The following is a 23,325-nucleotide window of genomic DNA, read 5'->3' on the forward strand; positions in this document are numbered from 1 at the left end:
CAAATCTAGGCGAAGGGCATCGATGTCCGTGCGAGGATCCCTCTCCCTCCCCCTGCGAGCCCGCGCGCTCTGCGGGACGGGCACGGTCGCGCTCCTGGTGTTCCTGCCGGCGGCGGCCCATGCGGCCGGGCCGGAAGACTCCGAGGGCGGCGACTGCCCGGTGGCCGCGACGGCGCAGGGCGTGCAGGTGACCGTGAGTGCGAGCAACGACACGCTGCTGCAGGCGCCCACCGGGGTGGGTGTTCCGGTGGCCCGGGCCTGTGTGAACTACGCGGTCGGCGAGTCATCGGGGTGGGCCGGCAGCCCCTACCCCGGCGAGACGGTCATCTCCGCGCCCGCGCTGATCGGCAGCCAGACCGGGCAGAAGTTCCCCGGCTATCCGGCGTACGCAGCCTCCACCTACCCCTCCGACGAGAGCGCCACCAGCGGCAAGGGTCCGCATGTCATGCGCTCGCACAGCACCAAGACGTCCACCGAGGCGGAGGCCAGTACGGTCCTCGGCCAGGACGCGGCGGCGGCGTCCACCACGGCGATGGCCCGCACGTCGGTGGACCCGGACGCCCTTACGGGCAAGGCCACGGCCACCTCGGACACCAAGCCGTGGGCCGTCAACCGCGTCCTCGAACTCGGCCGGGTGCTCAGCTCCGCGACCGCCACGGTCGACCGGGACGGCAAGGTCGTACGGGACTCCGAACTCAGCATCGGCCGCACCGAGATCGCCGGCCAGGGTGTGGAGATCACCCCGGACGGACTCAAGGTCGTGGGGCAGTCCGCACCGCTGCCCGACGCCGCCGATCCGGCCAAGGCCCTTGCGGCCGCGGGAATCAAGATCCACTACCTGGACGAGAAGCGCACCGAGCAGGGCGTCGTGTCGGCCGGTCTCGAAGTGCAGGCACGGCAACAGGACACCCAGTCCGGGGCGGTCTACACCGTGACGTACGTGTTCGGCCGCGCCTCCGCCGACGCCGGTCGTATCGAGGCGCCGCCCGGCAGCGGAGGCGCGCCGCCCGCCCCCGTGCCGCAGGCGCCGTCCGGGGCGGGCGGCGGCGGGGACGCCGCGGGCTCCCAGGCACCGGCCGACGACAGCCCGGCCGCCCCGAAAACGCCGTCCGACGACAGCTCGTCCACGCCAAAGGGCACCAGGCCGGTCCAACTGGCCACCAGTCCGGCCGACATGGGCGTCACCGGCCTCTACATCGTGCTCGCGTTCGGCGCCGTGGCCACGTTTGCCGCCGGCACCCTGCTGCGCCTGTTGGGAGTGAAGACTCGATGGACATCGTGACCCGGATACGCAGTCAGTGGGACCGGCTGACCGCTGCGGTCACCGCACTGGCGGGCGCCGCGACCCTCGTCGTCGGCTGGCGCGGAGTGAGCGGTACGCCGTATCCCGCCGAGCAGTTGCCGTACGTCGTCAGCGCCGGGCTCGGCAGCCTGTTCCTGCTCGGCATCTCGACCGCGTTGTGGCTCTCGGCGGACCTGCGCGACGAGTGGCGCAAACTCGACCGCATCGAGCAGGCGCTGCGCGCCGCCGGCGGCGTCGGCGGGGCCGCTCCCGCCCTAGCCGGGGACCGGCACGACAACGGTGCCGTCGTGGCATCACCCGCACGCGAGCGGACCGCTTCGGTCTCCCCGGGCTCGGCGGCCTCCCCGGCCGAGCCCGAGCGGTCCGCTCCGACTCCCCTCGGCGAAGGGGACGTTCGATGAGCGGCGTGGACGGTCGCACCGTGCCCTGGCGCGACCGGGACGTGGTGACCGTCTGCGGCACCACCCTGGTCGGACTCGCCTTGATCGTGACCGCCTGGTTCGGCGCAGGGGGCACCGTGTCGACGGCACGGCAGGCGGCCTGGCTGAACCTCGGGGTCGCCGGGTTCGCGGTCTGTGCCGGCGGCCTCTGCCTGTGGCTGCTGCGGGCCCGCCGCACGCTCGGCGAGCGCCGTATCTCGCTGATCGCCCTCGCTCCCGTGGACGACGAGGACGCGTTCCCCGCGACGCGCACCCACCGCAGCGGGCCGACGGACACCACGCTCGCCCTGCCGCTGGTGCGGGCCGAGGGCATGGACCGCGCGCACCACCCCGACTGCCCGCTGGTGGCGGGCAAGCACGTGGCACCCGTCGGAGCCGGCGGGGGAGACCTCTGCGGGGTGTGTGCAGCGTGAACGATCTGCTGCCGTTCCTCGTCGTCGGCATCACCACCGGATCCGTCTACGGCCTCGCCGCCATGGGCCTGGTGCTCACCTACAAGACGTCGGGCATCTTCAACTTCGCGCACGGTGCCATCGCCGCCGTGTCCGCGTTCGTCTACTACGACCTGCGCACCCTGCGCGGACTGCCCTGGCCCCTCGCGCTCGCCGTCGCCGTGATCCTCGTACCGCCGCTCATCGCGCTGCTCATGGAACGCGTCACCCGCTCGCTGGCCGCAGGCACCGCGGCCACGAAGATGGTGGCCACCATCGGGCTGCAGCTGATCATCATGAGCGCGCTGCTCGCGGGCTACGGCGGCGCTGCCCTCGACTTCCCCGGCTTCCTGCCCACCGACACCGTCACCGTGATCGGAGTCAACGTCGGTATCGACCAGTTGACCTCGGCCATCGTGGCGGCGGTCTGCGCACTCGGATTCTTCGCCTTCTTCCGGCTCTCCTCGATGGGCGTGCGGATGCGCGCCGTCGTCGACGACCCGGATCTCCTCGAGCTCTCCGGCACCAGTGCGTTCGCCGTGCGCAGCCGGGCCTGGCTCATCGGCTGCTGGTTCGCCGCCGCCTCCGGGGTGCTGCTCGCCCCTCAACTCGGCCTGGACGTACTCCTCTTGACCCTTCTGGTGGTGCAGGCGTACGGGGCCGCGGCCGTCGGACTCTTCTCCAGCCTCCCGCTGACCTACGCCGGCGGACTGCTCATCGGGGTCCTCGCCGCCCTCGCCACCAAGTGGGTGTCCCACTCCGAGACGTTCGCGGGGCTGCCGCCCGCGATGCCGTTCGTGGTGCTGTTCGTGGCGCTCCTCCTGGTCGGCCGCGGCAGACTCGCCGAGATCGGCGGACACCGCCCGGCGCCGGCGTCCCGGCCACTGGTCAGCCGTGCCACCGCGCGGATCACGGCGGTCGCCGCGGTGGTGCTCGCGGCGGGCATACCGATCGTGGCCGCGTCCAAACTTCCCGTGTATTCGGCTGCGTTGGTGTTCGTGCCGATCTTCGCCTCGCTGCAGCTCCTTGTCCGCACCTCGGGACAGGTCTCGCTCGCGCACGCCGCCCTGGTCGCCGTGGGCGCATCGACGTTCTCGCATCTCGCGGTCGGCGCCGGACTCCCGTGGCTGCTCGCCGTGCTGCTCGCCGGGGCGGTCGCCGTGCCGGTCGGCATGCTGGTGGCGATCCCCGCGATCCGGCTCTCCGGCCTGTATCTCGCCCTGGCCACCTTCGGGTTGGGGCTGCTCCTTGAGCGGGCGATCTACGGCACGTCCTGGATGTTCGGCGCCACCAACACGCTGCCCGCGCCACGCCCCGGCCTCTTCGAGAGCGACGAAGCCTTCTATTACGTCCTGCTCGCCTTCGCGGTCGCCGGATCCGTCCTCATCGCACTCGTCGGCCGCAGCCGGCTCGGGCGGCTGCTGCGCGCCATGGCCGACTCGCCGACGACGCTCTCCACCCTCGGCCTCGGGGTGAACGTCACCCGGGTCACCGTCTTCGCCATCTCGGCGTTCGTCGCAGGAGTCGCGGGAGCGCTGTACGCGGCCCAGGGCCAGTCGGCGACGGGCGCGCCCTTCCTCTCGTACACCTCACTGACCTGGCTGACCGTCCTGGTCCTCTGCTCCGGTCTGCGCTCGGCAGGCCCGCCCCTCGCAGCGGTGCTGGTCGCGGTGGTCCCGGCGTACCTCACCGACGACACCTTCGCTCAGGCTTTGCCCGTGCTCTTCGGCGTCGGGGCGCTCCTGGTCGCGCTGTACGAGGCGGGCGCGGCCCGCCGCCGCGGCACCGGGCAGCCGCCCGAGGAGCCGGCGGGTTCGCGGTCCGACGAGCGCCTCGACGCACCGGGCCCCGCGGCCCAGCGTCTGGCGGCTGTCAGGAAGGCGCGTCGCGCTCAGGCCGGGACCACAAGGATCCGGGTCGGCGCGGGACTGACGAAGGAGGTCACGCGATGAACGAGGGCCATGCCTTCATGAAGCCGACGGAGACCGAGAACGCGGCCACCACGCCGGCCACCAAGGCCGAGAGAGCGGCTGCCGGGCAGGCCACCGGGGCCGAGAGCACGGCCGACGCGCAGCCGACGGGCTTGCAGATCAAGGACCTGACCATCCGTTTCGGCGGCAACACCGCCGTGGACTCGGCCGCCTTCGACGCACCGCTCGGCCGTGTCACCGGACTGATCGGCCCCAACGGCGCGGGCAAGACCACCACCTTCAACGCCTGCTCAGGGCTGCTGCGCCCCACCCAAGGGGAGATCCACCTCTTCGGGAAGGACATCACCGCCCGCCCGCCCGCCGCCCGCGCCCAGCTCGGCCTCGGGCGGACCTTCCAGCGGATGGACCTCTTCGACTCCCTCACGGTCGAGCAGAACATCGCCCTCGGGCGCGAGGCGGGACTGGCCCGCAGCCACCCCCTCAAGCAGCTCCTGTCCACCCCCGCCGAGACGAAGGCCGTGCGTGCCGCCACCGAAGAGGTCCTCGAACTGTGCGGCCTGCGCGCCCTGCGCCACGAGATCGCGGGCTCCCTCTCCACCGGGCAGCGCCGCCTCGTCGACCTCGGCCGGGTCCTGGCCGGCGACTTCTCGATGCTGCTGCTCGACGAGCCGTCGTCCGGCCTCGACACCGCCGAGACCGAGAAGTTCGGCGCCATCGTCACCGAGGTCGTGGCCGAACGCGGCTGCGGCGTCCTGCTCGTCGAGCACGACATGGGCCTCGTCATGTCGGTCTGCGACTACCTGTACGTACTCGACTTCGGCCAGATGATCTTCGAGGGCACCCCGGCCGAGGTGCGCGCCAGCCCCGCCGTGCGCGCCGCCTACCTGGGATCGGAGGCCGCGTAGTGCTGGAACTCGACAACATCAGCGCCGGATACGGCGGCACACGCGTCCTTCGCGACGTCAGTCTGTGGCTCCCTCCGGAGTCCGTGGTGGCGCTACTCGGCACCAACGGCGCCGGAAAGACCACCCTGTTGAGGGTGGCCTCCGGCCTTCTTGCACCGACCGCCGGACGCCTGAGCGTGGACGGCAAGGACCTCACGGGCAAGCGCCCGCACACCCTGGCCCGCAACGGCGTCTGCCATGTCCCCGAAGGGCGCGGGGTGTTCCCGACCCTGACCGTGAAGGAGAACATCCTCATCCAGGCGGCGGGCGGCGACCTCGGCGAGGCCGTCGAGCGTGCCGTCTCTGCCTTCCCTGTCCTGGGCCACAAGCTCGGCCAGCTCGCCGGATCGCTGAGCGGAGGCCAGCAGCAGATGCTGGCGCTCGCCCACGCCTATGTCACCGACGCCGACTACGTGCTGCTCGACGAGGTGTCGATGGGCCTGGCCCCCGTGGTCGTCGACGAGATCTTCGAGTTTCTCGGCAGGCTGGCCGACGACGGCCGCGCCCTGCTCCTGGTTGAGCAGTACGTCGCACGCGCCCTCGAACTGGCCGACTACGTCTACCTGATGAACCGCGGACGCATCGAATTCGCCGGAGAACCGGGCGAGTTGGACAGCGACCGGCTGATCGCGCAGTACCTCGGCGCCCACACCTGAACGTCTCGGCCCCGCCACCCACCCCAGCACCCCACGACTTCGTCCCCGCTCCGTGGAGGAGACCATGATCCCAACCCGTACGCGCGCCACAGCGGCGGCCGTGGCGGCGCTGAGCCTGGCGCTCGCCGCCTGCGGCAGCCGGGTCGACCACGACACCGTCGTACGTTCCGTCGGCGGCGGGGGCCAGGTCGCCACCGGGGCCGCCGGCGCGGACACCACCGTCGGCGCAGACGGATCGGCCGATGCCACCTCGGGCGACGGTGCGTCGGACGACGCGGCGTCCGGGAGCGGGGCGGGCACCAGCGGCGCTGGCAGCGGCAGTGGCGGCTCCGCCTCGGGCAGCGGAGGCAAGACGGCCAAGAGCGGCGGCGGGCCCATCGTCATCGGCAGCGTCGGTACGACCTCCGGTCCCGGCGGCGTCGCGTTCGCGCAGGGCCCGCGCGCCCTGCAGGCCTGGGCGGCGACCGTCAACGCCCAGGGCGGGATCAACGGGCGCAAGGTCCAGGTGATCGTCATGGACGACGGCGCCGACGCGTCCAAGGGACGCAGCCAGATGCAGGAGCTGGTCGAGCAGCGCAAGGTGGTCGCGATCGTCGCCTCGTTCACCACCACGCAGACCATGAACGCCTGGAAGAGCTACGTCGAGAAGATGAAGGTCCCCGTCGTGGGAGGCGACTGCTCGACCACCGCATGGACCGCGAGCCCGATGCTGTTCAGCGAGTGCCCCGGCACCAACTCCGCACTCGACGGCCTCGCCCAGGTCGGCGCCAAATACGGCAAGGGCAAGAAGCTCGGCGCTCTCTTCTGTACCGACTCGGACGCGTGCACGCATGTGCAGGACCGGTTCTTCGGAAGCGGCAAGGCAGCCGAGCGCTACGGCCTCGATCCCGTGTACAACGCGAAGATCTCGGTGACCCAGCCGGACTTCACCGCCGAGTGCATCCAGGCACGTAACGCGGGCGTCGAGCTGATGCTCGTCACCGGTGACCCCAACACCGTGAACAGGGTCGCCTCGTCCTGCAGCCGGCAGAACTTCACCCCGCAATTCCTGCAGCCGGGCGCCACAGTGGACGGCGCCACCGCCTCCAAGCCCGGCCTCAAGAACGTACTGGCCGTGACACCCACGTTCCCCTTCACGGGCTCGACAGCGGCCGGGTTCGGCCAGTTCAACTCCGCCTGGAAGAAGTACGGCGGTGGGAAGTCGCCCGGTCCGGCGGCCGCGCAGGGCTGGGCCTCCGCGAAGGTGTTCGAGAAGGCGGCGCGCGGCGCGGGCGAGATCAGCAGGGCCGGTCTGGTCAAGGAGCTCACCACCTTCCGCGGGCAGCGTTTCGACGGGCTGACCGTCCCGCTGACCTACGTCGCGGGCAAGGGGACGACCGACACCAAGTGCGCCTTCGGGATGCGCGGTTCGGGCGGCAAATGGACGGCGATGTCCGGAGGAAAGGCGTTCTGCTGGTGAGCCGGCCCATGGACGGGGAGCGCGCCACGGATCGCCCGACGGACAGCCGTACGAGTCGGCGTACGGAACGGCATACGGAACGGCGTATGGAACGGCGTATGGAACGGCGTATGGGACGTGACGGCCGGGACACAAGCCGCGCCCGCGGCCGAGGCGGGAAGCGCAGAACACTGCTCTGGCACCAGATCCTCAGCGGGGCGGTCGCCGTCGCCGCGGCCGGCGGCATGGCGACCGTCACTCTCTTGCAGCTGGCCGACCTGTCGCCGGTGGCGGCCGAAAGCCCGTCCGCTGCGCCGCCCCAGGCCAGCGGCGGAAGCCCGCCCCTGTATCCCGATGCGCCGGCGGTGATCCCGGGGACGCGCCCGTTCCCGTTCAAGGACAAGGGCAAGAGCAAGGGCGGCACTGCCAAGGCGCTGCCGGTGCTGCCGGCGGCGTACGGGATTCCGGGCCGGGTCCTCGCGGCATACCGGAGCGCGGCAAAGGAGCTGGCGTCCGAGGCGCCGGGGTGCGGGATCGCGGTGCCGATGCTCGCGGCGATCGGCCGGGTGGAGTCCGGGCATGCCCGCGGTGGCGCCCTGGACGCGCAGGGCCGTACACGAAGTCCCATACTCGGGCCGCGACTTGACGGCAGCCCGGGCGTGGCAGCCATCCACGACACCGACCACGGTGTCTGGGACGGCGACCGCGTCTGGGACCGCGCCGTCGGCCCCGCCCAGTTCATCCCGTCCACCTGGCGGCGCTGGGGCAGCGACGGCAACGGCGACGGCACACGCGACCCGCACCAGATCGACGACGCCTGGCTGGCCGCCGGGCGGTATCTGTGCACGGCGGGCGGCGACCTGTCGAAGGGCGCCGGCATCCGCAAGGCCGTGCTCGCCTACAACCATTCCGATTCCTACCTGGAGTTGGTGCTCAGCTGGATGCGGGTCTATGCACACCAGGCCGTCGCGACCTCGGGACACCCCGGAGCGAGCGAGCCGTCGCACCAGCCGGCAAAGGACGGCCACGACCACGATGCGCAGCAGCCCGCCACCCCCTCGGGGCAGAGCAGCCCCTCGGACGACGACGGGAAAGAAGGGCACGAGTCGAAGCCGAAGCTGCCCGGGCTTCCGACCGAGCGGCCCCCGTCCGACGATCCGAAACCGAACCCGCTGCCCTCCCTGCGGCTGCCGTCACCCGGGTACAGCCCCTCCCCTTTGTTCCCGTCACCCAAGCCGTCGTAGGACGCGGGTCTCACACGGCGCCGACCCGCCGGCCTCCCTCTCGCTCAGCCCGGCGGCGGCACTGCATCGGAAGGCACTGCGTCAGAAGGCTCCGCATCGGAAGGCACTGCATCGGAAGGCAGGGCGGAGGGCAGTGTCTTCGGCACTTCGGATGCCGTGGGAACGGCGGGGAGGCCGAGCTCCGTGGCGGAAGGCTGCTCAGGAAGCGAGGGATAGGAGGGATATGAGGGATGCGAGGGCAGCGAGGGAAGGCGCAGCCCGGACGGAACGCTCACTCGGGGCATCACCGACTCCACCGGCAGCCCCAACAGCCCGGAGCCCAGGGCGGTGTGTCCCGCCGTCGGAGCACGGTTGCCGTGGCCCGGGCGCGCGCCGCGGTCGGGACCGGCGGCGGAATCGGTTACAGAAGGCACCGCCTTGACGACCCTGTCGGGCATGGACGAGACCTGTACGGGGTGCGTCTGCCGAGCGGCGGACGGAGCGGGACGTGGCGGCGCGGGCAGCCGGGAAGACGGAGCCGGCAAGGCGAGACCGAGAACGGCCACGGCCGCCGCGGTGGAGACGACCGCCGCCTGACCGGCCGCGCCGAGGCGCCGCACCGGATACACACACGACCAGACGGCCAGAGTGCCCGCCAGCGCGTGGCGCAGGGTGCGCCGCGCTCGGGCGAGGAGTGACTCCACCGTGCGATAGCTCAGCCCCATCCGCCGGGCCACCTGACCCACGTCGAGATCCTCGGCCCTCAACCGCAGTGCCTCGGCCTGCCGGGCCGGCAGCCCCCCGCTCCTGCGCGCCAGCCACCTCGCCTCCTCCCGGTCGCAGACCACCTCATCGAGCGGGGCCGCGCCCGCAGTCGCGGCCATGGCACGACGGCCCGCCTCCACCTCCCGGCGGACCTGCTGATGCCGGTCGGCACAGAGCCGCACGGTGACCGACCTGAGCCAGTCGCCGAGCCGCTCGCCGTCCAGCTCGGGCCGCTGCACGGCACGCAGCATCGCCTCGTGCACGGCGTCTTCTGCGTCCTCCGCACTCATGGATCCGCGCCGCGCCACCTCCAGGAGCTGGTCACGGTGACTCCAGATGAGCGGCCACCACTCGTGACCGCCGCGTGGCGCCCCTCGCCTCGTACTCCACGGCGCCGTGGCCATCGGATCCCTCGCACTTCACCATCGCGGACCGGCGACTCCCACCCGGGGCGCAGACCATAGCGCCCAGCCGATGCAATCGGGAGACCGAATACGAAGCCTTTCCGGGGAGCGACGGCCCCTGCTGAGCCACGTTCGGCGTCGGTCTTCCTGGGTAGCGACGTGGTGGTGATCGCCGACGCGGGGCGTCCCCGGCCCTGCGCTGTGACCGGCGGCCGATGCCCTCGTCGGGCGGCGATCCTGCGCTAAGGAAGCATCAATAGGCTTGTCGGCGGCCATACTTGAGCATGCGGGGTTTTCCCGTGGCGACACGGGGTTTTCCCGTGGCGACGTCGTGACGTGGGGGAGTCGAAGTGGCCAGCGCCGGCAGAGGGCTTGGGAAGGTCGAGATACGGCTTCGCTGGGATCCGAGCCCGCTGGGGGAGTCGCCTCGCCATCTGGATATCATCGGCGCGGTCTACTCTGCGGACGCCCCTCAGGGGCGACCGGTGTACGTCGTCCACACTGAGAGTCGTTCTCCCGACGGCACCATCAACATGAGCCGCCATAGCGAGAATGGCCAGGGCTTCGGCTTCGTCGAGGTGATGGTCCTGGAGTTCGACCGGATGCCGTCCACCTCCGGGCGGGTGGTGGTGGGGGTGGCCATCCACCAGAGCGGCGGTACGCGAACGTTCGGTGAGATATCAAACGCCGGCGTGCAAGTCGTCGAGGGGTACAGGGAGCTCCTGGCCGACGACTTCGCGCAGGTGGCGGGGGCGACGGCCGCGACCGTCGCGGAGTTCACCCCGGATGACTCCGGGGCCTGGGCACTGCACGAGGTGATCCGCGGGTTCGACAGCGACCCGGTGCGCTTCATGGCAGAGATGGGCGGCGACGGCTCGTAACGCGTGCCGGTCGGCTTGGCCGTACTTGGCCGTACCAGCGGCCCGGGGGAGTGGCCTCTGCCTGGCAGCCGTCGGTAGTAGGTACGCCTCGCGGCTTTGCGGGCTGGGGGAAGGGCGGGCGTCCTCGGTGGCGGCCCAGGCGGACAGCAGGCGCAGCGCGTCGTTATCGCGTGTGCCCGGTTCGGCGCTGTAGACGGTCATGGTCAACCCGGGCTGGGCGGGCAGGGTGATCGCCGAGGCGCGCGCCGGACGGTCGCCGTATCGCGTCGTGTGCGGCCCGGCCTGGGACTGACCAGGGGTTGCCGCAGGACGGGGTGAGTGCAGGGAGGGGCGATGGGGGCAGTCGGGCAGCAAGCCGGGGCGGAGTCGTCGGCGCCGGAGATGGTGGTGCCGCGGGTGTGCCGGTGCTCTCCGGCCGTCCGGCAAGCACTGCTTTGCCCTCCCGATCGGATGAGCGCCTGGACGAGGCCCGTGAGCCTTTCGTGTGCCAGTCGCTCTCCGCCGCCACGCTTCCGGCTGACCGCTGACACTCTGTAGACGTGCTTGGCCGAAGCTGTCAGCCGGACGGCACGCGCCGCCGACGCCGTCCTCGCACATTTGAAATAATGGCCTCATCGCTCTTTCTGTCGTGCGACGCCATGAGGCCATGACCTTGATCACCGAGGGTCCTGCCAGGAGGCCGAAAATGCACTCCTCAATCGTGTGGGCGGACCCGACAACGGTGCGGAGAGGTTGCCGCAGACGGAAGGCGACCGAGATCGGCCGTGCGGTTCCTGGGTGATTGTGATGGCGGGAATCGAGCACGGCATCCACCCGAGGCGGCCGCACACCGCCGACCTGCACGAACGTCTGCGTGCCGAGCTGGTCCGGATCGACGAGCAATTGCAGTCTCTGCTGGACGCCATGGACCGAGTTCAGGGCCTGCTGAATGCCGTGGTGTCCATCAGCCGGGAGGTGGAGCTGCCCGCGGTGCTGAACCGTATCGTCACCACCGCCATGGATCTGGTGGGCGCCCGCTACGGGGCACTGGGCGTACTCGACGAGTCCGGAGACCATTTGGAGCGGTTCATCGCCGTCGGCCTGTCCGAGCAGGAACGCGCTGACCTGGCCCACACCGGATATCCCCGCGGCCAGGGGGTCCTCGGGCACCTGATTCGTCATCCGGAGCCGCTGCGCGTGGAGAGCATCCTGTCTCATCCGTCGTCCACCGGGTTCCCGCCAGGCCACCCCTGTATGCGTAGCCTGCTCGGCGTCGCGATCAGTGTCCGCGGCGAGATCTACGGCGACCTCTACCTCTCCGAGCGGCGCGACGGACAGCCTTTCGACGCTCACGACGAGAACGTCGTCGTCGCCCTGGCCAGCGCCGCCGGGATCGCGATCGAGAACGTCCGCCTGTTCGAGCGGGTACGGGTCGGAGCCGAGCAGTTCCAGCGGCTTCTGCTGCCGACACTTCCTGACCTGCAGCCTTTCGCCGCGGCCGCCACATACAGGCCCGCTGCCGAGCCGAGTCAGCTCGGCGGAGACTGGTACGACGCCATTCTGCTGCCCGGCAAGGTCGTGGCGGTCGTCATCGGTGATGTGGTCGGCCATGATCTGCGGGCCGCGGCCTCCATGGCCTCCACCCGCAACATGCTGCGCGCTCTGTTGTTCGAACATGGCGGTGCGCCCGGTGTCGTCCTCGCCCAGCTCGACCGCACCCTGCAGGCCATGACTAGCAACCCCATCACCACCACGACGCTGGCGCGCATCGAACCGGCCGGACCGGGCTGGCGCCTCCACTGGAGTACCGCGGGCCACGTCCCGCCCCTGCTGATCGTCCCTGGGCGCCGGGCGGAATCCCTGTTCGCCGAGCCGGGGCTGCCGCTCGGGGTCGACCCTGAACAACCCCGCCCCGACCACTCCCGGCACCTGCCCCCTGACTCCACGGTCGTCTTCTTCACGGACGGGCTGATCGAACACCCTGCCCGGTCCATCGACGAGAGCCTCGACGAGCTCGCCGATCTCGCCACCGCGTACGCGGCCCTGCCGCTGCCGGATTTCGTTCTGGCACTGGCCGATCACCACCCCAGCGACGGACACGACGACATGGCCGTCCTCGCCCTGCGCACGCCGCCCGCCTGACCTCGCGTCCGCGCCGGACCCCCGGTTCAAAGGTGCCGTGGAGGATCCCGGGGAAGCGGCGGATGATGGATCACGGAGCGATGTCGAAGCGGAGGCCGTCCCCATGACAGTCGCCCGGCAGGAACGGCTCCGGCGCGGCGCCGCGGCCGCCCTGGAGATCTGTGTCGTGGCCGCGGTCTACTACGGCTCGGCCAAGCTGGGACTGCTCCAGCAGCTGGTGCGCGGACAGGTCACCCCCCTCTGGCCGCCGACCGGGATCGCCCTGGCGAGCCTGCTCCTGCGCGGCCCGCGGGTCTGGCCCGGGATCGCGCTCGGTGCGCTCCTGGTCAACGCCTCCCTCGGCCCGTCGCTGCCGGCCGTGCTCGCCATCGTCGCGGGTAACACGCTCGCGCCCGTCTGCTCGTACGAACTGCTCCGTCGTGCCGGATTCCGTATCGAACTGTCCCGTTTGCGGGATGTGCTCGCGCTGATCTTTCTCGGTGCGTTCACCGGGATGCTGGTCAGCGCGACGATCGGCAGCGGGACTCTGGCCCTCGCCGGAGTGGTGAGCGCCGACGGGTTCTGGCCGACGTGGTCGGTCTGGTGGACCGGCGACGCGATGGGCGTCCTGGTGGTGACGCCGGTCCTGCTCGTCCTCCGCTCGGCCCGCTGGCCGAAGGAGGCTCCACTGTCCCGCTGGGCGGAAGGGTTCCTGCTCCTCGCAGCCACGGCCGGCGTCGGACTACTCGGGACCGCCGGCAGCGCACCTCTCATGTTCCTGGGCTTCCCGCTGCTGATCTGGGCGGCCTTCCGCTTCCAGCTGGCCGGGGCTGCGCCCTGCGCCCTGGCGGTGTCCACCTTCACGATCGTCGCCGCCGCCCAGGGGGCCGGCCCGTTCGCGAGTCACGATCTGCTCACCAACATGATCACCCTGCAGGCTTTCAACGGTTCCTCCGCGCTGACCGCCCTGCTGGTCGCGGCCGCCGTCAGCGAACGCAATCAGTCCCAGAAGGAGATCTCGCGGGCCTGCGGGTATCTCGCCGAGATGGTGGCCAAGATCTCCGCGGGCGGCTACCAGCGGACGCTCCCCGCCAGGGGCGGCGCAATGAACAGGTTCGGCGAAGTGAACAGGTTCGGCGAGGACAAGGTCGGCGAAGAGAACAAGGTCGGTGAAGAGGGCAAGGTCAGTGAAGAGGGCAAGGTCAGTGAGGAGGAAAAACGGGAAGACCAAGGCGGACGAACCGGAAGGAGCGCGTTATCAAGCTGGCTTTCCGCCGGACGGGGGTTTGTGTCAACTTCGCAGCGTGCGCGATGCCGTCGCGCCGGCTGAGCACCTTGGAAGTGGGAAGGGCGGGCCGAGTGGCTCACCGCCGAGCCGAGCTGACCCCTCCGCGGGGAGCGGGGAGCGGGGAGCGGGGAGCGCGGAAGGGGTCGCGTGCCTCCGCCTGACCCGGTGCCGGTGCTCGCTCACCGGCACCGGTCTCCTCTGGGATGATGAGTGATCATGGCCTCCAAGTCCTCGTACGGTTCAGCCGGTACGCCGCCCACCAGTGAGGACGTAGCGCGCGCCGCGGGGGTGGCGCGGGCACTGCGCGCGGGGCGGAGCGGGGTCGTCCTGCTCACCGCCCCGGCTGTGACCGCCGGGCCGTTGTTCGCGGGGTACTTCGCCGAGCTGCAGCTGGCCCTCTCGGAACTCGGTTATACGGCCGTCCTCTACGCCCCGACGGGGCACGCCGCGCCTGCGCGCGCTGCTCGACGGCTGAGCGACTTCGGGGAGCACGGGAGGTTTCGCTCGGGGGGACCGTCTGAACGATCAGAACAGGGGCGGGTTAGCATATGAGCGCCGCCTAGCTCGAAAGATAAACCTGTGACTGTCAAAGACGACTCGTTCACCAACTGGAAGAACCGCGAGGAGATCGCGGAGTCGATGATCCCGATCATCGGGAAGATGCACAGGGAGCGGGACGTCACCGTCCTGCTCCACAGCCGCTCCCTGGTGAACAAGTCGGTGGTGAGCATCCTCAAGACCCACCGGTTCGCCCGCCAGATCGCCGGCGAGGAACTGTCGGTCACCGAGACGATGCCGTTCCTGCAGGCGCTCGCCGCGCTCGACCTCGGCCCGTCGCAGATCGACATCGGCCTGCTCGCCGAGACGCACAGGGCCGACGACCGCGGTCTCTCGGTGGAGGAGTTCACCGCCGAGGCCGTCTCCGGCGCCACGGGTGAGAACAAGATCGAGCGCCGCCAGGCGCGTGACGTCGTCCTTTACGGCTTCGGCCGCATCGGCCGCCTCGTCGCCCGCCTGCTCATCGAGAAGGCCGGCTCCGGCAACGGTCTGCGCCTGCGCGCCATCGTCGTCCGCGGTGGTGGCGATCAGGACCTCGTCAAGCGCGCCTCGCTGCTGCGCCGCGACTCCATCCACGGCCAGTTCAACGGCACGATCACGGTCGACGAGGCGAACAGCACGATCGTCGCCAACGGCAACGAGATCAAGGTCATCTACGCCAACGACCCGTCCGAGGTCGACTACACGGCGTACGGCATCAACGACGCCATCCTGATCGACAACACCGGCAAGTGGCGTGACCGCGAGGGGCTTTCGCAGCACCTCCGCCCCGGCATCGAGAAGGTCGTCCTGACCGCTCCGGGCAAGGGCGACGTCCCGAACATCGTGCACGGCGTCAACCACGACATGATCAAGCCGGACGAGCAGATCCTGTCCTGCGCGTCCTGCACCACCAACGCGATCGTCCCGCCGCTGAAGGCGATGGAGGACGAGTACGGGGTGCTGCGCGGTCACGTGGAGACCGTCCACTCGTTCACCAACGACCAGAACCTGCTGGACAACTACCACAAGGCCGACCGTCGCGGCCGCTCCGCGCCGCTCAACATGGTCATCACCGAGACCGGCGCCGCCTCCGCCGTCGCCAAGGCGCTGCCCGACCTGAAGGCGCCGATCACCGGCAGCTCGATCCGCGTCCCCGTCCCGGACGTCTCGATCGCGATCCTCAGCCTGCGCCTGGGCCGCGAGACCACCCGCGAGGAAGTCCTCGACTACCTCCGTGACGTCTCGCTGAACTCGCCGCTCAAGCGCCAGATCGACTTCACCACCGCCCCCGACGCGGTCTCCATGGACTTCGTCGGCTCGCGCCATGCCTCCATCGTGGACGCCGGGGCCACGAAGGTCGACGGCGACAACGCGATCCTCTACCTGTGGTACGACAACGAGTTCGGCTACTCGTGCCAGGTCATCCGCGTCGTCCAGCACGTCTCCGGGGTCGAGTACCCCACGTACCCGGTCCCGACTGCCTGAGCCTTGACAGCCCGAGGGGGCCCGGCCGTTCCGACGGCCGGTCCCCCTCGGGCTGTTGTCGCAAGGGCGTGACCTCTACCGGTCGCCCGCCAGCGTGCGCATCCACGCCTCGACCTCGCCCGCCGACCGCGGCAGGCCCGCCGACAGGTTGTCCGTGCCGTCGGCCGTCACCAGGATGTCGTCCTCGATCCGCACCCCGATGCCGCGGTACTCCTGCGGCACGGTCAGGTCGTCCGGCTGGAAGTACAGGCCGGGTTCGACCGTCAGCACCATGCCGGGCTCCAGCGGGCCGCCCACATACGACTCCGTGCGCGCGACGGCGCAGTCGTGGACGTCGAGGCCGAGCATGTGGCCCGTGCCCGCCATGGTGAAGCGCCGCTGGAGACCGAGCTCGAAGACCCGCTCCGGGTCGCCCTCGAGCAAGCCCCACTCGACGAGCTTGCCCGCCATGCAGCGCTGGGCCGCGTCATGGAAGTCGCGGTAGGCCGCACCCGGCTTCACGGCCGCGATGCCCGCCTCCTGGGCCTCGTACACCGCGTCGTAGATCTTGCGCTGGAGCGGCGTGAACGTGCCGCTGATCGGGAGCGTGCGCGTCACGTCCGCGGTGTACAGCGTGTGGGTCTCCACGCCCGCGTCGAGGAGCAGGAGTTCGCCGGGGCGCACCGGGCCGTCGTTCTGCTCCCAGTGCATGATCGTGGCGTGCTCGCCGGCCGCGCAGATCGAGCCGTAGCCGACGGCGTTGCCCTCCAGGCGGGCGCGCCGGAAGAAGGTGCCCTCGATCCAGCGCTCCGAGGTAGCGATCGCCGTCGCCAACTCCCGTACAACATCGGTGAATCCGTGCACCGTGGAGTCGACGGCCTTGCGCAGCTCGCCGATCTCCCACGCGTCCTTGACCAGGCGCAGCTCGGACAGCGCCTCCTCCAGCCCGGCGTCGCGCTCGGCATCCGTCGTCACGGCGGCCTCGAGTGCCGGGTCATGGCCGCGGACGATGCGGGTCGGCGCCTCGGGCGCGGCCGAAAGCTCGGCGGCGGCATCGCGGATGTCGCGGCAGGGCAGGCCGAGGACCAGTTCGGACTCGGCGAGGCTGCGGCGGCGGCCCATCCACAGCTCGGACGTCATGCCGGTCCAGAACTCGTCGGTGTCCCGGCTGTCGCGGGGGAGCAGATAGAGGTGCATGTCGTGCCCGCCCTCGGCGCGCGGCTCGAACACGACGGCGCTGTCCCGCGCCTGATCTCCCGTCAGATGCACGTACGCCGAGTACGGACGGAAGGGGTAATGGCTGTCGTTCGAGCGGATCTTGAGCTTGCCGGAGGGGATCACCAGCCGCTCGCCCGGGAACCGCGCGGACAGAGCGGCACGGCGACGGGCGGCGTGCGGCGCCTGCTCGTCCGGCCGCAGGTCGCGCTGCTCGGTGTCGGCCCAGCCCGTCCTCATCAGGGCGGAGAGCTCATCGGAGAGGCCCGGGTAGAGGCCGTTCTTGCGTCCCTTGGGCCGGGGTTGGGCCTCGGGCCGGGTCGTGGGCTGCGACGTCGCCTGAGTCGTGGGCTGTGGCCTGGGCTCGGAGGAGGACACGGTGCACCCTTCTGCTGTGTTCCGGTGTGATCGAGCTGGTTCCGGTGGGATCCGCAGTGGTTTCGGCTGAGCTGCCGGTCAGCCTAGTAGTCCTTGGCGCGCGTGGGAACATGTGACATAGTACTGACGTGACTACGCGACTGACCTGCGATGTTGTAGTGGTCGGCGCCGGAATGGTGGGCGCGGCCTGCGCCCTCTACGCGGCGCGGGCGGGGCATACCGTCGTCCTGGTGGACCGCGGCCCCGTGGCCGGAGGAACCACCGGTGCGGGCGAGGGGAACCTGCTCGTCTCCGACAAGGAACCCGGCCCCGAACTCGAACTCGCCCTGCTCTCCGCCCGGTTGTGGTCCGAACTCGCCGCCGAACCGGGCGTGGCCGGGGCCGTCGAGTTCGAGGCCAAGGGCGGCGTAGTCGTGGCGTCGTCCGCCGAAGGCCTGGCGGCACTGGAGAAGTTCGCCGCGCAACAGCAAGACGCCGGTGTCGACGCGCGCGCCGTCACGGCCGACGAGCTGTACGCACTCGAACCGAAACTCGCTCCGGGGATGCCGGGCGGCGTCCACTATCCGCAGGATGCCCAGGTGATGCCCACGCTGGCAGCCGCGCACCTCGTACGGCTTGCGCGCGCGGCAGGGGCGCGGCTGCTGACCGGCGCGCCCGTCACCGCGGTGCTCCGGGCGGCGGACGGTTCCGTGCGAGGCGTACGTACCGGACGGGGCGAGATCCACGCCCCCGCCGTGGTGAACGCGGCAGGCACGTGGGGCGGCGAACTGGCCGCACTCGCCGGGGTCCGGCTGCCGGTGCTGCCGCGGCGCGGCTTCGTCCTGGTCACCGAGCCGCTGCCGCGTGTCGTCCGGCACAAGGTGTACGCCGCCGACTACGTGGCCGACGTGGCGAGCGACTCCGCCGCGCTGCAGACCTCACCGGTCGTCGAGGGCACCGCGGCCGGTCCCGTGCTGATCGGCGCGAGCCGCGAACGCGTCGGCTTCGACCGCACGTTCTCGCTGCCCGTGGTGCGGTCCCTCGCGGCGGGGGCGGCACGGCTGTTCCCCTTCCTGGAGAACGTCCGCGTGATGCGGTCCTACCTGGGGTTCCGCCCGTACATGCCGGATCATCTGCCGGCGATCGGACCCGACGCGCGCGTGCCCGGGCTCTTCCATGCCTGCGGGCACGAGGGCGCCGGCATCGGACTCGCCACGGGCACAGGGCACTTGATCGCCGGAGCGCTCGGTGGTGGTGGAGGACCGGACCCCGCACTCGCGCCGTTCCGCCCGGACCGGTTCCCCGAGGAGGAATCGTGAGCAGCAAGCGCACACCCCTGGATCTCGTGAGGGCCGAGCCCGGGCCCGCGCACACCGCCACCTTCGACGGCGCGGAGATCGCCGTGCTGCCCGGGCAGACCGTCGCCGCGGCACTGTGGTCGGCGGGCGTCACCGCCTGGCGCACCACGCGCGGCACGGGCGAGCCACGGGGAGTCTTCTGCGGGATCGGCGTCTGCTTCGACTGCCTCGTGACCGTCAACGGCCGCCCCAACCAACGGGCTTGTCTGGTACGGGCGGAACCCGGTGACGACATCCGCACGCAGCACGGCACCGGGCACGGCGCCGCGACGGAGGGGGAGGGGCCATGAGGCGTGGCACGGATGAGAGCTCGGCACGCACGCTCGCCGTGATCGGTGCCGGGCCCGCCGGACTCGCCGCCGCGCTCGCCGCGGCCGTCCGCGGGAGCCGCGTGACACTGATCGACGCGGGCGCGCAGGCGGGAGGCCAGTTCTACCGCCAGCCCGCCGAGGAGCTCGGCGCCCGTCGCCCGCAGGCGCTGCATCATCAGTGGCGGACCTGGGAGCGGCTGCGGGACGGGCTGGCCGAACAGGTCGAGGCGGGCCGTGTCACTCACCTGACAGACCATCATGTGTGGTGTGTGGAACGGCGCGACGAGACATCCGGCTTCCTCGTCCACGCGCTGCACGGCCCGGCCCAGGAAGAGCCGTCCGTGGTGCGTGCGGACGCCGTGATCCTGGCGACCGGCGCCTACGAGAAGGTGCTGCCGTTCCCGGGCTGGACCCTGCCAGGTGTGATCACCGCGGGCGGCGCGCAGGCCATGCTCAAGGGCGGACTCGTGCTCCAGGGGCGTACGGCCGTCGTGGCGGGCACGGGGCCGCTGCTGCTGCCCGTCGCCGCCGGGCTGGCCGCGGCCGGTGCCGACGTCGCCGCACTGGTCGAGTCCGCCGGGGCGAAGGACGCCGCCCGGCACGCGAGGACGCTTTCCGCCCACCCGGACAAGCTCGTCGAAGGGGCCGGGTACGTAGCTGAACTGATGTGCCGCCGCGTGCGGTTGAAGGCCCGGCATGCCGTCGTGGAAGCGCACGGCGACGGCGCGCTCGGAGCCGTCACCGTCGCCGCGCTCGACCGTGACGGGCGAGTGGTGCCGGGCTCCGAGCAGGTTGTCCCCTGCGACACCCTCGCCGTCGGCCACGGCCTGCTGCCACACACCGACCTCGCCGAGACGCTCGGCTGCCGTCTCGAAGGGCCGGCCGTGGCCGTGGACTCAGAGCAGCGCACGAACGTCCACGGAGTGTGGGCCGCGGGCGAGGCCACCGGCGTGGGCGGCGCCGCTCTCTCGCTGGCCGAGGGGCACATCGCGGGGTGCTCCGCTGCGACACGGCTCGCGGGGCGCGAACCCGATCCGAGTATGTGGGCGGCCGCCGCCAAGTCCCGTACAAAGACACGGAAGTTCATCGCCTCCCTCGACGCCGTCTTCGCGCCGCGCGCTCACTGGGCCGAGCAGGTCACCGACGACACCGTCGTCTGCCGCTGCGAGGAGGTGCCGGCCTCCGCGATCCGCGAGGCGGTCGGTGAGCTCGGGGCCACGGACGTGCGCACCGTGAAACTGCTGACCCGGGCCGGGATGGGCTGGTGCCAGGGCCGCGTGTGCGGACCGGCCGTCGCCGGGCTCGCGGGATGCGAACTGCTCCCCTCCAGACGGCCGTTCGCCCGCCCCGTCCCCCTGGGAGTGCTCGCTCGGGCGGGGGAGGATCTGCCCGACGAGTGACCCGGACACCCCACCCCTCCAAAGGCCGTATCCATCAGATCGTTCACATCAGACCGTAGCGATAAGTGCAATGTCATACGCCACAGCCACAGAGGAGACACAGCCATGACCACGTCCGAGCGAAGCCCCTGGCACGGCGTTCTCGTAGCCACACCGCTCCCGCTGAACGACGACCTCTCCGTCAACTACGGGAAATTCGCCGAGCATTGCGTCTGGCTGTTGGAGAACGGCTGCGACGGCGTCGTTCCGAACGGCTCGCTCGGTGAGTATCAAGTGCTCACACCGGAGGAGCGCGCGAAGGTCGTCGAGACCGCCGTCGCCGCGATCGGCGGGGAGCATGTGATGCCCGGAGTCGCCGCCTACGGCTCCGCCGAGGCCCGCCGCTGGGCCGAGCAGGCCAAGGACGCCGGCTGTGCCTCCGTGATGCTGCTCCCGCCCAACGCCTACCGCGCAGACGAGCGTTCCGTCCTCGCCCACTACGAGGCGGTCGCCGCGGTGGGCCTCCCCGTCGTCGCGTACAACAACCCCATCGACACCAAGGTCGACCTCGTGCCGGAGCTCCTCGCGAAGCTGCACCGCGAGGGGTTCGTCCGCGGGGTCAAGGAGTTCTCCGGCGATGTGCGGCGGGCCTACCGCATCGCCGAACTCGCCCCGGAACTCGACCTGTTGGTAGGCGCCGACGACGTGCTGCTCGAACTGGCCATGGCCGGTGCCAAGGGCTGGATCGCCGGCTACCCGAACATGCTGCCCGCCGCGTCCGTCGAGCTGTACCGCACCGCCGTGTCCGGCGACCTCGCCACCGCGACCGCCCTCTACCGGCAGCTCCACCCGCTCCTGCGCTGGGACTCGCGGCCCGAGTTCGTCCAGGCCATCAAGCTGTCCATGGACATCATCGGCCGCCACGGAGGCCCCTGCCGCCCGCCGCGCATGCCCCTTCTGCCGGACCAGGAGAAGGCGGTGCGCGCCGCCACCGAACAGGCGGTCGCCGCCGGCCTCGTCTGACCCCGGACCCCACCCCACCCCCACCGCATCCACGCCAAGGGAGCAGCTTCCGACATGCGCAGCAAACTCGTCCTGCACGCGGTCGACTCGCACACCGAAGGCATGCCGACACGGGTGATCACCGGCGGCATCGGCACCGTCCCCGGCGCCACGATGAACGAGCGCCGTCTGTACTTCCGTGAGCACCGCGACGACATCAAGCAGCTCCTGATGAACGAGCCGCGCGGGCACGCCGCGATGAGCGGCGCGATCCTCCAGCCGCCGACCAGGCCCGACTGCGACTACGGCGTCATCTACATCGAGGTCTCCGGCTACCTCCCGATGTGCGGGCACGGCACGATCGGCGTCGCCACCGTCCTTGTGGAGACGGGCATGGTCGAGGTCGTCGAACCGGTCACCACCATCCGCCTCGACACTCCCGCCGGACTCGTCGTCGCCGAGGTCGCCGTGGAGAACGGCGCGGCGAAGTCCGTCACCCTGCAGAACGTGCCGTCCTTCTCCGTCGGCCTCGACCGCGAGATCACGCTCGCCGACGGACGCACGGTCACATACGACCTGGCCTACGGCGGCAATTTCTACGCGATCCTGCCCCTCGACCAGTTCGGCCTGCCCTTCGAGCGCGAACGCAAGGACGACATCCTCGCGGCGGGCCTCGCGCTGATGGACGCGATCAACACCAAGGACGAGCCCGTACACCCCGAGGACCCGTCCATCCGCGGCTGCCATCACGTCCACCTGTACGCGCCGGGGTCGACCGCCCGGCACTCCCGGCACGCGATGGCGATCCACCCCGGCTGGTTCGACCGCTCGCCCTGCGGCACGGGAACGAGCGCCCGCATGGCCCAGCTGCACGCACGCGGTGAACTGCCACTGCACACGGAGTTCGTGAACGAGTCATTCATCGGCACCCAGTTCACCGGCCGGCTGCTCGGCACCACCGACGTGGCCGGGACCCCGGCCGTGCTGCCCAGCTTCACCGGCCGCGCGTGGGTGACCGGCACGGCCCAGTACCTGCTGGATCCGGACGACCCCTTTCCGGCGGGATTCGTCCTCTAGCGCCAGGTCTGCAGCGCCAGGCCTGGAGCAGCACCAGGCCTTGAACACCCGTCCCGCAGCACTCCACCTGCCACGGGATACTTGTGGAACGTGACATGTCACCTAGGAGGACCACCCCATGGCCGACCGGCGCAGCGCCCCGTCCGCCGCTCCCGCCCTGCCCAGCCTCGGCGGGACGCGCAGCAGCTACCGCGAGCGGGTCGCCGACGCGCTGCGCGCCGCGCTGATCGCCGGTGAGCTGCGGGCGGGCGAGGTGTACTCGGCGCCGACCCTCGCCGTCCGCTTCGGGGTGTCCGCGACGCCGGTGCGCGAGGCCATGCTCGACCTCGCGAAGGAGGGACTCGTCGACGCGGTGCCGAACAAGGGCTTCCGGGTCACGGCCGTCTCCGAGAAGCAGCTCGACGAGTACAAGCACATCCGCGCGCTGATCGAGATCCCGACCACGGCCGAACTCGCCTCCACCGCCGACGTCGCGGCGATGGAGGCGCTGCGCCCGGTCGCGCGGGAGATCGTCGACGCGGCGGTGGCCGGCGACCTCATCGCCTACGTCGAGGCGGACATCCGGTTCCACCTGGGGCTGCTCGCCCTCTCCGGCAACGAGCACCTGGTCGAGGTGGTCGGCGACCTGCGCAAGCGCTCGCGGCTCTACGGGCTGAACGCGCTGGTCGAGGCGGGCCGTCTGGAGGCGTCGGCCGAGGAGCACCTGGAGATCCTCGACGCACTCGTGGCCCGTGACGAGGACGCGGTGCGCGCCGTCATGACCCGCCACCTCGGGCACGTACGCGGACTCTGGGCGAGGTGAGCCACCGCCGCTCCCG

General features: G+C 71.1%; 19 protein-coding genes and 1 pseudogene. 18 read left to right on the forward strand and 2 right to left on the reverse strand.

Annotated features, from left to right (window positions below):
• Nucleotides 1-22: 22 nt before the first annotated feature.
• The 8 genes from ACY0PA_RS36760 (at nt 23) to ACY0PA_RS36795 (ending at nt 8,387) form a co-directional block, all read left to right on the forward strand.
• The gene (locus ACY0PA_RS36760) at nt 23-1,282 is read left to right on the forward strand and encodes a hypothetical protein (RefSeq protein WP_473081717.1); all 1,260 of its coding nucleotides are present in this window, start codon (nt 23-25) and stop codon (nt 1,280-1,282) included.
• Nucleotides 1,270-1,704: a hypothetical protein gene (locus ACY0PA_RS36765; RefSeq protein WP_473081718.1), complete on the forward strand. Its 435-nt coding sequence runs from the start codon at nt 1,270-1,272 to the stop codon at nt 1,702-1,704. Before ACY0PA_RS36760 ends, ACY0PA_RS36765 begins: the two co-directional genes overlap by 13 nt.
• Nucleotides 1,701-2,156 (forward strand): hypothetical protein, encoded by a 456-nt coding sequence (locus ACY0PA_RS36770; protein WP_473081719.1) that lies wholly within the window; start codon nt 1,701-1,703, stop codon nt 2,154-2,156. The genes ACY0PA_RS36765 and ACY0PA_RS36770 overlap by 4 nt, the downstream gene beginning before the upstream one ends.
• Nucleotides 2,153-4,126, forward strand: coding sequence for a branched-chain amino acid ABC transporter permease (locus ACY0PA_RS36775; protein WP_473081720.1), 1,974 nt, complete (start codon nt 2,153-2,155; stop codon nt 4,124-4,126). Before ACY0PA_RS36770 ends, ACY0PA_RS36775 begins: the two co-directional genes overlap by 4 nt.
• Nucleotides 4,123-5,010, forward strand: coding sequence for an ABC transporter ATP-binding protein (locus ACY0PA_RS36780; RefSeq protein WP_473081721.1), 888 nt, complete (start codon nt 4,123-4,125; stop codon nt 5,008-5,010). The genes ACY0PA_RS36775 and ACY0PA_RS36780 overlap by 4 nt, the downstream gene beginning before the upstream one ends.
• Nucleotides 5,010-5,705: an ABC transporter ATP-binding protein gene (locus ACY0PA_RS36785; RefSeq protein WP_473081722.1), complete on the forward strand. Its 696-nt coding sequence runs from the start codon at nt 5,010-5,012 to the stop codon at nt 5,703-5,705. Before ACY0PA_RS36780 ends, ACY0PA_RS36785 begins: the two co-directional genes overlap by 1 nt.
• 64 nt (nt 5,706-5,769) lie before the next feature.
• Nucleotides 5,770-7,164, forward strand: coding sequence for an ABC transporter substrate-binding protein (locus tag ACY0PA_RS36790; protein WP_473081723.1), 1,395 nt, complete (start codon nt 5,770-5,772; stop codon nt 7,162-7,164).
• Between the two features lie 110 nt (nt 7,165-7,274).
• The gene (locus ACY0PA_RS36795) at nt 7,275-8,387 is read left to right on the forward strand and encodes a lytic transglycosylase domain-containing protein (RefSeq protein ID WP_473081724.1); all 1,113 of its coding nucleotides are present in this window, start codon (nt 7,275-7,277) and stop codon (nt 8,385-8,387) included.
• Between the two features lie 44 nt (nt 8,388-8,431).
• On the opposite strand, the gene ACY0PA_RS36800 is transcribed toward ACY0PA_RS36795, so the two are convergent.
• A complete protein-coding gene (locus tag ACY0PA_RS36800) occupies nt 8,432-9,535 on the reverse strand; it encodes an RNA polymerase sigma factor (protein ID WP_473081725.1) in 1,104 nt (367 codons plus the stop codon).
• 350 nt (nt 9,536-9,885) lie between these two features.
• On the opposite strand from ACY0PA_RS36800, the gene ACY0PA_RS36805 reads away from it, so the two are divergent.
• From ACY0PA_RS36805 to ACY0PA_RS36820, 4 genes and pseudogenes are all read left to right on the forward strand, one after another.
• Nucleotides 9,886-10,416 carry a TerD family protein gene (locus tag ACY0PA_RS36805; RefSeq protein ID WP_473081726.1) on the forward strand — a complete coding sequence of 177 codons (531 nt, stop codon included), beginning with the start codon at nt 9,886-9,888 and terminating at the stop codon, nt 10,414-10,416.
• A gap of 786 nt (nt 10,417-11,202) precedes the next feature.
• A complete protein-coding gene (locus ACY0PA_RS36810) occupies nt 11,203-12,537 on the forward strand; it encodes a PP2C family protein-serine/threonine phosphatase (protein WP_473081727.1) in 1,335 nt (444 codons plus the stop codon).
• A 103-nt stretch (nt 12,538-12,640) separates the two neighbouring features.
• Nucleotides 12,641-13,588: pseudogene (locus ACY0PA_RS36815) on the forward strand (MASE1 domain-containing protein); the annotation flags it as partial.
• A 795-nt stretch (nt 13,589-14,383) separates the two neighbouring features.
• Nucleotides 14,384-15,829: a glyceraldehyde-3-phosphate dehydrogenase gene (locus tag ACY0PA_RS36820; protein WP_473081728.1), complete on the forward strand. Its 1,446-nt coding sequence runs from the start codon at nt 14,384-14,386 to the stop codon at nt 15,827-15,829.
• 75 nt (nt 15,830-15,904) lie between these two features.
• Here ACY0PA_RS36820 and ACY0PA_RS36825 read toward each other — a convergent pair whose 3' ends face one another.
• Complete coding sequence (locus tag ACY0PA_RS36825; RefSeq protein WP_473086544.1) at nt 15,905-17,263, reverse strand: aminopeptidase P family protein; 1,359 nt, start codon at nt 17,261-17,263, stop codon at nt 15,905-15,907.
• Nucleotides 17,264-17,529: 266 nt separating this feature from the next.
• Here ACY0PA_RS36825 and ACY0PA_RS36830 point away from each other — a divergent pair, with 266 nt between their 5' ends.
• The 6 genes from ACY0PA_RS36830 (at nt 17,530) to ACY0PA_RS36855 (ending at nt 23,309) form a co-directional block, all read left to right on the forward strand.
• Nucleotides 17,530-18,699 carry an NAD(P)/FAD-dependent oxidoreductase gene (locus tag ACY0PA_RS36830; RefSeq protein ID WP_473081729.1) on the forward strand — a complete coding sequence of 390 codons (1,170 nt, stop codon included), beginning with the start codon at nt 17,530-17,532 and terminating at the stop codon, nt 18,697-18,699.
• Nucleotides 18,696-19,028 (forward strand): (2Fe-2S)-binding protein, encoded by a 333-nt coding sequence (locus ACY0PA_RS36835; protein WP_473081730.1) that lies wholly within the window; start codon nt 18,696-18,698, stop codon nt 19,026-19,028. Before ACY0PA_RS36830 ends, ACY0PA_RS36835 begins: the two co-directional genes overlap by 4 nt.
• A complete protein-coding gene (locus tag ACY0PA_RS36840; protein ID WP_473081731.1) occupies nt 19,025-20,449 on the forward strand; it encodes an FAD-dependent oxidoreductase in 1,425 nt (474 codons plus the stop codon). The genes ACY0PA_RS36835 and ACY0PA_RS36840 overlap by 4 nt, the downstream gene beginning before the upstream one ends.
• A 105-nt stretch (nt 20,450-20,554) precedes the next feature.
• Nucleotides 20,555-21,451: a dihydrodipicolinate synthase family protein gene (locus ACY0PA_RS36845; protein WP_473081732.1), complete on the forward strand. Its 897-nt coding sequence runs from the start codon at nt 20,555-20,557 to the stop codon at nt 21,449-21,451.
• Between the two features lie 54 nt (nt 21,452-21,505).
• Nucleotides 21,506-22,507, forward strand: coding sequence for a proline racemase family protein (locus ACY0PA_RS36850; protein WP_473081733.1), 1,002 nt, complete (start codon nt 21,506-21,508; stop codon nt 22,505-22,507).
• 118 nt (nt 22,508-22,625) lie between these two features.
• Nucleotides 22,626-23,309, forward strand: coding sequence for a GntR family transcriptional regulator (locus tag ACY0PA_RS36855; RefSeq protein WP_473081734.1), 684 nt, complete (start codon nt 22,626-22,628; stop codon nt 23,307-23,309).
• Nucleotides 23,310-23,325: the final 16 nt, after the last annotated feature.

The sequence above is a fragment of the Streptomyces sp. DS1-CR2 genome (assembly GCF_055760475.1).

Coding starts and splice junctions, on each gene's coding strand:
- ACY0PA_RS36760 (WP_473081717.1), top strand. CDS start 23: ATGTCCGTGCGAGGATCCCTCTCCCTCCCCCTGCGAGCCCGCGCGCTC.
- ACY0PA_RS36765 (WP_473081718.1), top strand. CDS start 1,270: ATGGACATCGTGACCCGGATACGCAGTCAGTGGGACCGGCTGACCGCT.
- ACY0PA_RS36825 (WP_473086544.1), bottom strand. CDS start 17,263: ATGAGGACGGGCTGGGCCGACACCGAGCAGCGCGACCTGCGGCCGGAC.
- ACY0PA_RS36795 (WP_473081724.1), top strand. CDS start 7,275: ATGGGACGTGACGGCCGGGACACAAGCCGCGCCCGCGGCCGAGGCGGG.
- ACY0PA_RS36850 (WP_473081733.1), top strand. CDS start 21,506: ATGCGCAGCAAACTCGTCCTGCACGCGGTCGACTCGCACACCGAAGGC.
- ACY0PA_RS36840 (WP_473081731.1), top strand. CDS start 19,025: ATGAGGCGTGGCACGGATGAGAGCTCGGCACGCACGCTCGCCGTGATC.
- ACY0PA_RS36780 (WP_473081721.1), top strand. CDS start 4,123: ATGAACGAGGGCCATGCCTTCATGAAGCCGACGGAGACCGAGAACGCG.
- ACY0PA_RS36770 (WP_473081719.1), top strand. CDS start 1,701: ATGAGCGGCGTGGACGGTCGCACCGTGCCCTGGCGCGACCGGGACGTG.
- ACY0PA_RS36810 (WP_473081727.1), top strand. CDS start 11,203: ATGGCGGGAATCGAGCACGGCATCCACCCGAGGCGGCCGCACACCGCC.
- ACY0PA_RS36800 (WP_473081725.1), bottom strand. CDS start 9,535: ATGGCCACGGCGCCGTGGAGTACGAGGCGAGGGGCGCCACGCGGCGGT.
- ACY0PA_RS36790 (WP_473081723.1), top strand. CDS start 5,770: ATGATCCCAACCCGTACGCGCGCCACAGCGGCGGCCGTGGCGGCGCTG.
- ACY0PA_RS36855 (WP_473081734.1), top strand. CDS start 22,626: ATGGCCGACCGGCGCAGCGCCCCGTCCGCCGCTCCCGCCCTGCCCAGC.
- ACY0PA_RS36845 (WP_473081732.1), top strand. CDS start 20,555: ATGACCACGTCCGAGCGAAGCCCCTGGCACGGCGTTCTCGTAGCCACA.